The organism is Planktotalea sp., assembly GCF_049680325.1.
In the GTDB taxonomy this organism is placed as follows: domain Bacteria; phylum Pseudomonadota; class Alphaproteobacteria; order Rhodobacterales; family Rhodobacteraceae; genus Planktotalea.
Genome location: NZ_JBAUHO010000067.1, coordinates 1 through 10,024, shown reverse-complemented (window position 1 = coordinate 10,024; position 10,024 = coordinate 1). Strand labels below are relative to the sequence as shown.

Below are 10,024 nucleotides of genomic sequence, written 5' to 3'. Positions count from 1 at the left end.
TCGCACCATTGTCGGAGCGGCGAACATCGAGACATTGTCAACTGACTTGCCCAGCGCGAAGATCTCTCGTGGATCAAAACCGCCGCTGGATGGCACCACATGGCGCGCGCCCTTCATAACATGCATGAAATTATAAAGGCCCGCCCCGTGGGACATGGGCGCGGCATAGAGAATTGCATCCTCAGCGCTGACGCTATCCACATCCACAAAGTAGTTATAGCTCATCGACGCGATCATCGCGCAGGTTATCATCACGCCCTTGGGGCGACCCGTCGTACCCGATGTATAAAACAGCCAAAGCAGATCGCTTGGCTCCAGATCGATCGGCTCAAGCAATGGATCGCATGTGCACATTTCAGCAAACTCGCCCCCATCAGCAGATAGCAGGCCAGCCGCCTCATTTGTCAAAAGCGCCGCAAGATCAGGCGCATGACTGTCATCACTTATGAGCAAACATGCACCAGCATCGCGGATAATCCACTCTGCCTCTTTCGCGTGAAGCTTGGCATTGATCGGCACAGCGGCTGCCCCAGCGTACCAGATACCATACAAAGCAATCAGGTATTCAACGCGATTGGACATAAAGACGGCCACGCGGCTGCCTTTGCCAATGCCCTGCTCGCGCAGCGCCGCGCCAAAGCCGGCAGCGGCGCGGTTGAAATCGCTATAGCTGGCTTTGAGCGCGTCTGCTTGCAACAACGCGACAGCCTGCGGCGCGCGCATTGCGGTACGTTTCAACCATTCGGCAGGATTCATAGCGCCCTCATTTCATCTTCAGTCACTGCTCATTTCGACCCTTGCAAGCATAACTTTCAAGGCCTTTGTCCTATTTATTAGGACAAAAGCACACTCACGACCCTGAATAGAACAAAGCAAAAACTTACGCTTTGACGCAAGGCCCAAGCCATTATATTGCCTAGGCCACACCGCCATTTCACTCCAGATCGCAAAGAGGGGTTCGCTTTGCCGACGTTTTACGAATTTTTTGCAGGCGGCGGCATGGTGCGGGCTGGCCTTGGGCCAAACTGGTCCTGCCTGTTTGCAAATGATTTCGATCCAAAGAAAGCGCAGTCCTACCTTGAAAACTGGGGCGCTGACGAATTGCTGCTGGAGGATATCCGTAACGTAGGCCTTGATGATCTTGCCGGGCAAGCTGATCTCGTCTGGGGTTCGTTTCCATGTCAGGATCTTTCGCTCGCAGGCAATGGCGCGGGCCTTCGCGGCAACCGTAGCGGCACGTTCTATCCCTTTATCAATACGATCAAAGAACTCATCGCAGATGATCGCGCACCGCGTTTTATCGCGCTGGAAAACGTGGTTGGCACGCTAACGTCCCACAAAGGCGCTGATTTTAAGGCGATCTGCAAAGCGCTGTTCAATCTGGACTACAAGCTTGGCGCACTGGTGGTGGACGCTGCCAACTTCCTTCCCCAATCGCGCCCGCGCCTGTTTGTGATCGCTGTTCACAAAAATACGCCCATTCCCGCAGGTTTGATACAAAAGGCCGCTTCCGCGCCATGGCATAGCAAAGCCCTGCAAACAGCTTTTGACAGCCTAAGCGCGCGCGAGCGCGCAAATTGGATATGGTGGCACCTGCCCAGCGCAGCGGCGCGCCAGATGGATCTAGCCGACATAATCGAAGACCACCCCGAAAGCGTGAAATGGCATAGCGCCCGCGAAACCACCGCTTTGCTTTCAATGATGTCCGAAGTGAACCTAGCCAAGGTCGAAACCGCCAGAAATGCCAAGACCCGCATGGTCGGAACAATCTACAAACGCACACGCCGCGAGCACGGCATAAAAGTGCAACGCGCTGAAATCCGGTTTGACGATATCGCTGGCTGCCTGCGCACCCCGGCTGGGGGCTCGTCGCGCCAACTGGTCATGGTGATCGAAGGTTCCAAAATCCGTAGCAGATTGATGTCCTCGCGCGAAACCGCGCGCCTGATGGGGTTACCCGAAACCTACAAGCTGCCAGAGCGTTATAACCAAGCGTATCATTTGACGGGCGATGGCGTCGCCGTGCCAGTTGTCCGCTTTATCGCCCAGCATATTTTTGAGCCTTGCCTAAGCCGCGCAAGCACGGAGGCCCGCACAGATGAAAGCGACACCCTGCGATAAGAACGTCGCCCTGAAAAAGCAGGTTTCCGAGCTTGCCGAGGTTTTGAAAACGCAGGCCCATTTGTTGGGCGATCACGGGCTGACCGAGCAAGAGTTCTATAACTCGGGCCTTTTCAGGGGCGCGGTCGAGCAAATCCGCGGCGAATATGTCGCCTCTATGACGCCGAAACGGGACTACGTCGCCCATGTTCTGGATCATATGGTGCGCGAGGGCTTCATCAAGGACTGGCTTTCAGCAGGCAGCAAGAACCGGCACGATTATTCCGTCACTTTGAACAATGACAAGATCGCTGTGATCGAACTAAAGGGCTGTCTGGACGGCAATAACACCAACATCTTTTCGCGCCCGCCCCATGCGGATGAATTCATTGTCTGGTCTGTCTGTACGAACCCCTCAGCGGACCCAGCAAAGAACCTCTGGTCTGGCATCCACACGCGCCTGAGTGCAGAAATCATTGATCGCAATCAACGCGTTGACGGCGTCGTTCTATGGGATTGGGTTTGCTCTACAGTAGGTCGCCCCTGCCCCAAGATCGCGCGCGATCCAAGCCGTTTGAAGCAGATCGGCCCATATCAATTACCACCACCGTGCATCTATATGTTTCCCGCGACCATTCCGTCGCCGCGCAACAACCCGGCCCCCGCCCCGCAGCGCCATCAGGACGTGGGTATTCTGGATGCAATCCATCGCTGTTTTGGCGGGCGCGATGATGAAGTGCATACCGTTCACTTTGAAACGCGATACGAGGGTTCGGACATTCAGCGAAAAACCCGCATTGACCGGAACCGCGAAATGCAGCGTGAATCCGGCTTTACGTCAATCAAGCGCGACTAAGCCCAAAACTCTTCTGCCACAGCTCGCTAAAACCTTGCTAGCGTAAGCCCGAACACCGTCGATTCTAATCGTTTTCAAAGGACACCCCAATGAGCAAAATGCAGCCCGAAAACCTTCGCTCGCGTCAATGGTTCAACAACCCCGAGAACCGCGAAATGACAGCGCTGTATTTGGAACGTTACCTGAACTACGGCCTGACTCGCGAAGAGCTGCAAAGCAACAAGCCAATCATCGCGATTGCCCAGACTGGCAGCGATCTTTCGCCCTGCAACCGCCACCATATCGAACTGGCAAAACGCGTGCGCGATGGCATCATTGCAGCAGGCGGCGTGCCGCTGGAAATGCCAGTGCATCCCATTCAGGAAACCGGTAAACGCCCCACTGCCTCGCTCGATCGCAACCTTGCCTACTTGGGCCTTGTTGAATCCTTGTACGGCTATCCCATTGACGGCGTCGTGCTGACCATCGGCTGTGACAAGACAACCCCTGCGCTGCTCATGGCCGCTGCAACGGTAAACATCCCCGCGATCGCCTTGTCAGTTGGCCCGATGCTCAACGGCTGGTGGGATGGTGAGCGCGCAGGCTCTGGCACCGTGATCTGGAAGGCCCGTGAAAAGCTCGCTGCGGGTGAAATCGACGACGATGGCTTTATGGATATCGCTGCCGCCTCGGCACCATCGGTGGGCTATTGCAACACGATGGGAACCGCGACGACGATGAATTCGCTGGCCGAAGCGCTCGGTATGCAGCTCCCCGGCTCTGCCGCAATTCCAGCGCCCTATCGCGAGCGTGGGCAGATCAGCTATGAAACAGGCAAACGTATCGTCGATATGGTCTGGGAAGACTTGCGCCCCTCGGACATTATGACCCGCGAAGCCTTCGAGAACGCAATTGTAATCAACTCTGCGATTGGCGGCTCTACCAATGCCCCTATCCATTTGAACGCAATCGCCCGCCACATTGGCGTTCCTTTGGACAATGACGATTGGCAAAGCGTCGGTCACAAGGTTCCGCTTTTGGTTAATCTGCAACCCGCTGGCAAATATCTGGGCGAGGACTTCCACCGTGCAGGCGGCGTGCCTTCTGTTGTCTCTGCCTTGCTTGGGGCGGGCCTACTTCCGCATCCAAACGCTATTACAGCCAACGGTGCTAGCATGGCCGACAACTGCTCCCTGCGCCCCTCTACAAATGACGATGTGATCCTGCCTGTCGCGGCCCCGCTGAAAGTGGACGCTGGCTTTATCAATCTCAAAGGCAACCTCTTTGATAGCGCGATCATGAAAACTTCGGTGATTAGCCCTGCCTTTCGCGCGGCCTATCTGAGCAACCCCAAGGATCCCAACGCCTTTGAAGGGCGCGCCGTGGTGTTTGACGGACCAGAGGATTACCACCACCGCATTGATGATCCTGCCGAAAAGATCGACGAGCATTGTATTCTCGTGATGCGCGGCGCGGGGCCGAAGGGCTATCCGGGCGGCGCAGAAGTCGTGAATATGCGTGCCCCTGCCTATCTCTTGAAGGCGGGTGTCGAGGCCCTGCCTTGCATCGGGGACGGTCGCCAATCTGGCACGTCGGGCTCGCCCTCTATCTTGAACGCAGCGCCCGAAGCGCCTGACAATGGCGGTCTTGCCCTGCTTAAAACGGGGGATACCATCCGTATCGATCTGAATGATTTCAGCGCCAATATTCTGATTTCAGAGGACGAATATGCCACCCGCCGCGAAGCCCTGATCGCAGCTGGCGGCTTCCCCTTCCCCGACAGCCAGACCCCATGGCAGCAGTACTTCCGCGAGATGGTGGAGCCGTTCGACAAGGGCATGACCTTGCGCGGGGCGGACAATTACAAGGACATTGCACGTAAAAGCCTACCAAGGGACAATCATTAACGATGTTCAGGTTTGCCCCCCTATTGTTGCCTTTCGTACTTGCGGCGCCGCTCGCAGCAGAACCAACAATCATCTCTGCGCGCGAAGCCTTTTCTGCTGCGCGTGATGGCGATCTGATTCTCATCGACATCCGTAGCCCCGGCGAATGGGCCCAGACCGGCGTGGCCCAAGGTGCGGTTGCCTTGACCATGCACAGCCAGGACTTTGCCCGCGAAATCACGACATTGTTGAATGCACAGAAGGGCAAGAAAGTCGGCCTGATTTGCGCAACGGGTGGGCGTACAGAATATGTGACTTCAATTCTCGCCCAGAACGGGTTTCCTGCGGTGATCGACGTCTCGGAAGGCATGATGGGAAACGCGCGCGGCCCAGGTTGGATCGCGCGCGGTCTTCCGTTGATGACGGCTAAGGATGCGCAAGAAGCCTACGCACGTTTGACGTCAAAGCCCTAAATCAATCCTCACTCCGCAGCCTGTGCATAATCTTCCATCGGCGGGCACGTACAGGTAAGATTGCGATCCCCCCAAACATTGTCCACGCGGTTCACAGGTGGCCAATATTTGTCGACGCGAAACGCACCGGGCGGGAAGCAACCGGTTTCGCGGGAATACGGACGATCCCACTCGCGCACCAAGTCTTCCATCGTGTGCGGCGCGTTTTTCAACGGGTTGTTCTCGGCGTCAATCTCACCGGCTTCGATCTGGGCAATCTCCGCGCGAATGGCGAGCATCGCATCGCAGAAACGATCCAGCTCGGCTTTCGTTTCGCTCTCGGTTGGCTCGATCATCAAAGTGCCCGCAACAGGCCAGCTCATGGTCGGCGCATGGAACCCGCAATCCATAAGACGCTTTGCGATATCCTCGACCGTCACATGTGCGCTTTCAGCAAAAGGGCGCGTGTCGATGATGCACTCATGCGCAACGCGGCCAGTCGGGCCCTTGTACAGAACATCAAATGCCCCCTCCAAACGCTTGGCGATGTAGTTGGCATTCAGGATCGCAACGCGGGTTGCCTGTGTCAGCCCCTCGCCGCCCATCATCAGGCAGTACGCCCATGAGATCGGCAACAAAGACGGTGAACCAAAGGCAGCAGCAGACACCGCACCCGCGCCGCCATTGGGATCGCCTGGCAGATGTTCAATCAAATGCGCTTTCACCCCGATCGGCCCCATACCGGGACCACCACCGCCATGGGGAATGCAAAAGGTCTTGTGCAAGTTCAAGTGGCTCACATCACCGCCCAGGTCACCCGGGCGCGACAGGCCGACCATCGCATTCATATTTGCCCCGTCAATATAGACCTGACCGCCGTAATCGTGGGTGATCTTGCACACATCAATCACGGTTTCCTCGAATACGCCGTGTGTCGACGGGTATGTAATCATGCAGGCCGCAAGGTTGTCTGCGTGCTCTGCCGCCTTGGCACGGAAATCAAGCAGATCAATGTCACCGTTTGCGGCGGACTTCACAGGCACGACTTTCCAACCCACCATCTGAGCAGAGGCAGGGTTGGTGCCATGTGCGCTCATCGGGATCAGGCAAATGTTGCGGTGCCCCTGACCATTTGCGCGGTGATAGCTGGCGATGCTCAAAAGCCCCGCATATTCGCCCTGCGCACCCGAATTGGGCTGCATGGAAATCGCGTCATAACCCGTCACATCGCATAGCTTTGCGCTAAGGTCGGCAATCATCTCATGATATCCAGCGGCTTGATCCGCAGGAATATAAGGGTGCAACAACGAAAATTCGTCCCAGCTGACAGGCATCATTTCCGCTGCGGAGTTCAACTTCATCGTGCATGACCCAAGCGGGATCATCGCGCGGTCAAGCGCCAGATCGCGGTCCGCAAGACGGCGCATGTAGCGCATCATTTCCGTCTCGGCGCGGTTCATATGAAACACAGGGTGCGTCAGAAAATCAGAGGTGCGGATCAGTTTTTCAGGCATATGATAATGCGGCGTGTAATCCTTGTCGTCTTGCGTAATTCCAAAGGCCCGCCAGACCGCTTCTATCGTCGCAGGGCGCGTCCGTTCGTCCAGTGTGATTCCGATCTTGGTTGCCCCGACCGCCCGCAGGTTTATGCCCTCATCCACAGCAGATTTCATCACCGCCGATTGCAGGGGGCCAACATCGACCGTGATCGTATCGAAATACGCCGCAGGCTCGGTCACAAAGCCGCCCATCCGCAGCCCTTCAGCCAGACGCGCGGTTTTGCGATGGATACGCTGCGCGATCGCGCGCAAGCCTTCAGGTCCATGAAACACCGCATAGAAACCTGCCATCACAGCCAGTAAGGCCTGCGCAGTACAAACATTCGACGTCGCCTTTTCACGGCGGATATGCTGCTCGCGCGTTTGCAAGCTTAGCCGGTAGGCGCGGTTGCCATGGCTATCAATCGAAACCCCGACAATACGGCCCGGCATGTTGCGCGCATAGGCCTGCTTGGTCGCCATATAGGCTGCGTGCGGGCCGCCATAGCCCACGGGCACGCCAAAGCGCTGGGTGGATCCGACAGCAATATCCGCGCCCATCGCGCCCGGCTCTTTGAGCAAGGTCAGCGCCATTGGGTCCGCGCTCATCACTGCAATCGCGTTGGCCGCGTGAAGTTTGGCAATGTCATCGGTGAAATCGCGCAAATGGCCGTAGGTGCCGGGGTATTGGAATATCGCGCCAAACACCGCCTCTGCATCCAGATCCTCGACTTTTCCGACGATAATTTCGATCCCCAAAGGCGCAGCACGGGTCTGCATCACCGCAATGTTTTGCGGATGGCAATTTTCGTCGATGAAAAAGCCCTTTGCTTTGCTCTTGGCGACGCGCTGCGCCATGGTCATCGCCTCGGCGCAGGCAGTTGCCTCATCCAGAAGCGACGCATTGGAAATCTCCAGACCTGTCAGATCGCTGACCATGGTTTGAAAGTTCAAAAGCGCCTCTAGACGCCCTTGCGAAATCTCTGGCTGATAGGGCGTATAGGCCGTGTACCAAGCTGGATTTTCAAAGATGTTGCGCTGGATCGCGGGCGGCGTCACCGTGCCGTGATAGCCCTGCCCGATGAGCGACGTCAGCACCTTGTTCTTGCCTGCAACGACCTTCATGTGATGCAGCAATTCGCGCTCTGATTTGGCTTTGCCAAACTTCAACGGCACAGCTTGGCGGATCGCCTTTGGCAAAGTGTCGTCAATCAGCGCGCCAAGGTCTTTCGCCCCCACCACATCCAGCATCTGCGCCATTTCAGCAGGCGACGGACCAATGTGACGGCGGTTCGCAAAATCGTAGGGCAGATAATCGGTGGGGGTAAAAGTCATTTCGGTGCTCCGCTTAAGCGATGAAGGCTTTGTAGGTGGCTTCGTCCATATAATCGTCCATCTGGGACGCGTCGGACGGCTCTATCTTCACAAACCAGCCCGCGCCGATGGCATCTTCATTGGCAAGCGCCGGATTCGCTGCGAGGGCCTCGTTCACCTCGATGATCTCGCCATCAATTGGCGCAAGGATGTCCGACGCCGCTTTAACAGATTCAATCACGACGATTTCTTCATCCTTCGTAACTGTGGTGCCGACTTCGGGTAGCTCAACGAAAACAATATCGCCTAACTGCTCTGTTGCGTGTTCTGTAATGCCGATCACAACGCCGTCGTCTTCAACGCGTAGCCATTCGTGTTCTTCTGTGAATTTCATCAAGGTGTCTCCGTTGGATGTTTAAAGTGTAAGGGATTATCGTTTAAAGTTCGCCGGGGTGAAGGGCAGCTTCGCCACGCTAAGCGGCAAACGTTTGCCGCGCAATTCACCAAATACCCGTGTGCCAAGTGCCGCCTGATCCGCCCGCACATAGCCCATCGCGACGGGGCCTTCGACAGTGGGGCCAAAGCCGCCAGACGTAATCACGCCAATCGGTGCCCCGCCTGATTCTTCGGCAAATAGCTCAACACCTTCACGCATCGGCGCACGCCCTTCGGGCAAAAGGCCAACGCGCTTGCGCGGGACGCCGACCTCGAATTGCCCCAGAATGCGAGCCGCGCCCGGAAATCCGCCCGCCCGCGCGCCGCCTGTGCGCCGCACGGGTTGGATCGCCCAGTTCAGCGCGGCCTCAATCGGGCTGGTGCCAGTGTCGATGTCATGCCCGTAAAGACATAGCCCGGCCTCAAGCCGCAAAGAATCCCGCGCGCCAAGCCCGATCGCTTCCACATCGTCATGCAAGAGCAGCGCCACAGCCAAGGCCACCGCAGTATCCTCTGGCACAGAAATCTCGTACCCGTCCTCGCCCGTATAGCCCGATCGCGACACCCAACATTCAACGCCCAGCAATGTCAGGTTTGCCACATCCATGAACCGCATGTCGCCTGCGCGCGGATCAAGCGCGCTTAGAACCGCCTCGGCACTTGGCCCTTGCAGCGCAAGCAATGCACGATCTGTTACGGGTTCAACCGTCACATCCCCAAGCTGCGCTTGCATATGGGCTATGTCGGCCTCTTTGCAGGCCGCGTTCACCACTACGAAAATATGATCGCCGCGATTGGCCAGCATCAAGTCATCCATGATGCCGCCCTCTTCATTGGTGAAGAAGCCATAACGCTGCCGGTCTTCTTGAAGGCCTTCGATATCCACAGGGATCAATGTCTCAAGCGCTGCTGCTGCACCTGCGCCGCTCACTTTGACCTGCCCCATATGGCTAACATCGAAAAGCCCGGCTTTTGAGCGCGTGTGGATATGTTCCTTCATCACCCCAAGCGGATATTGCACGGGCATCGAATACCCTGCGAAGGGCACCATCTTGGCCCCTAATTTCACATGAAGATCGTGCAGCGGTGTCTCTAATAGCTCAGACATGAACAGCCCTTTTCAATTCAAAGCCGATCGCACGAATGTGGGACTGCGGCATCGCAACAACGCACGGAAAACTCCGCACGCCCGTGATGCCCCCTCTGTCGTTTTGCCTGAGATCGCTATCCCTTCGGCGGGTGAGTTAACACCTCTCTCCAGATCCGTCTCAGCTGCGTCGGTCCATTGGCCTGAGAGTTTCCGGGGCGGTTGCTCCTTCGGCACCAGCTTGGCTGGTTCTCCCGTGTCTGATGCCTTGATAAGCCGCAAAGTTGTACACTTTGTCAAGATGCCCGATGTGTCGCCGCGTTATATCGAGATCAATGCCCTGATCTCTGGCAGCGCGACACATGACGCGCTAAAAC

At 56.8% G+C, this 10,024-nt stretch carries 8 protein-coding genes and 1 riboswitch; of the genes, 4 read left to right on the top strand and 4 right to left on the bottom strand.

The features are described from left to right. Positions 1-756 (bottom strand): AMP-binding protein (locus WBC85_RS02790; protein WP_424433156.1); only part of this gene is annotated, 756 nt, incomplete at its 3' end. 207 nt (positions 757-963) lie between these two features. On the opposite strand from WBC85_RS02790, the gene WBC85_RS02785 reads away from it, so the two are divergent. The 4 genes from WBC85_RS02785 (at position 964) to WBC85_RS02770 (ending at position 5,294) form a co-directional block, all read left to right on the top strand. After that, positions 964-2,121 (top strand): DNA cytosine methyltransferase, encoded by a 1,158-nt coding sequence (locus WBC85_RS02785; protein WP_424433155.1) that lies wholly within the window; start codon positions 964-966, stop codon positions 2,119-2,121. Further along, positions 2,099-2,956 (top strand): hypothetical protein, encoded by an 858-nt coding sequence (locus WBC85_RS02780; RefSeq protein WP_424433154.1) that lies wholly within the window; start codon positions 2,099-2,101, stop codon positions 2,954-2,956. Before WBC85_RS02785 ends, WBC85_RS02780 begins: the two co-directional genes overlap by 23 nt. Before the next feature lie 89 nt (positions 2,957-3,045). Then, positions 3,046-4,842, top strand: a complete 1,797-nt coding sequence (locus tag WBC85_RS02775; protein ID WP_424433153.1) for an IlvD/Edd family dehydratase — start codon at positions 3,046-3,048, stop codon at positions 4,840-4,842. A 2-nt stretch (positions 4,843-4,844) separates the two neighbouring features. Continuing rightward, positions 4,845-5,294, top strand: coding sequence for a rhodanese-like domain-containing protein (locus WBC85_RS02770; RefSeq protein ID WP_424433152.1), 450 nt, complete (start codon positions 4,845-4,847; stop codon positions 5,292-5,294). 8 nt (positions 5,295-5,302) lie between these two features. Here the strand turns inward: WBC85_RS02770 and gcvP are convergent, their stop codons facing one another. From gcvP to gcvT, 3 genes are read right to left on the bottom strand one after another with little or no spacing between them, the layout of a single operon-like run. Then, positions 5,303-8,146, bottom strand: a complete 2,844-nt coding sequence (gene gcvP / locus WBC85_RS02765) for an aminomethyl-transferring glycine dehydrogenase (protein WP_424433151.1) — start codon at positions 8,144-8,146, stop codon at positions 5,303-5,305. Between the two features lie 13 nt (positions 8,147-8,159). Beyond that, the gene (gcvH, locus tag WBC85_RS02760; RefSeq protein ID WP_424433150.1) at positions 8,160-8,519 is read right to left on the bottom strand and encodes a glycine cleavage system protein GcvH; all 360 of its coding nucleotides are present in this window, start codon (positions 8,517-8,519) and stop codon (positions 8,160-8,162) included. Positions 8,520-8,555: 36 nt separating this feature from the next. Then, complete coding sequence (gene gcvT, locus WBC85_RS02755) at positions 8,556-9,668, bottom strand: glycine cleavage system aminomethyltransferase GcvT (protein WP_424433149.1); 1,113 nt, start codon at positions 9,666-9,668, stop codon at positions 8,556-8,558. Positions 9,669-9,828: 160 nt separating this feature from the next. Continuing rightward, positions 9,829-9,914: riboswitch (glycine riboswitch) on the bottom strand. Positions 9,915-10,024 lie beyond the last annotated feature (110 nt).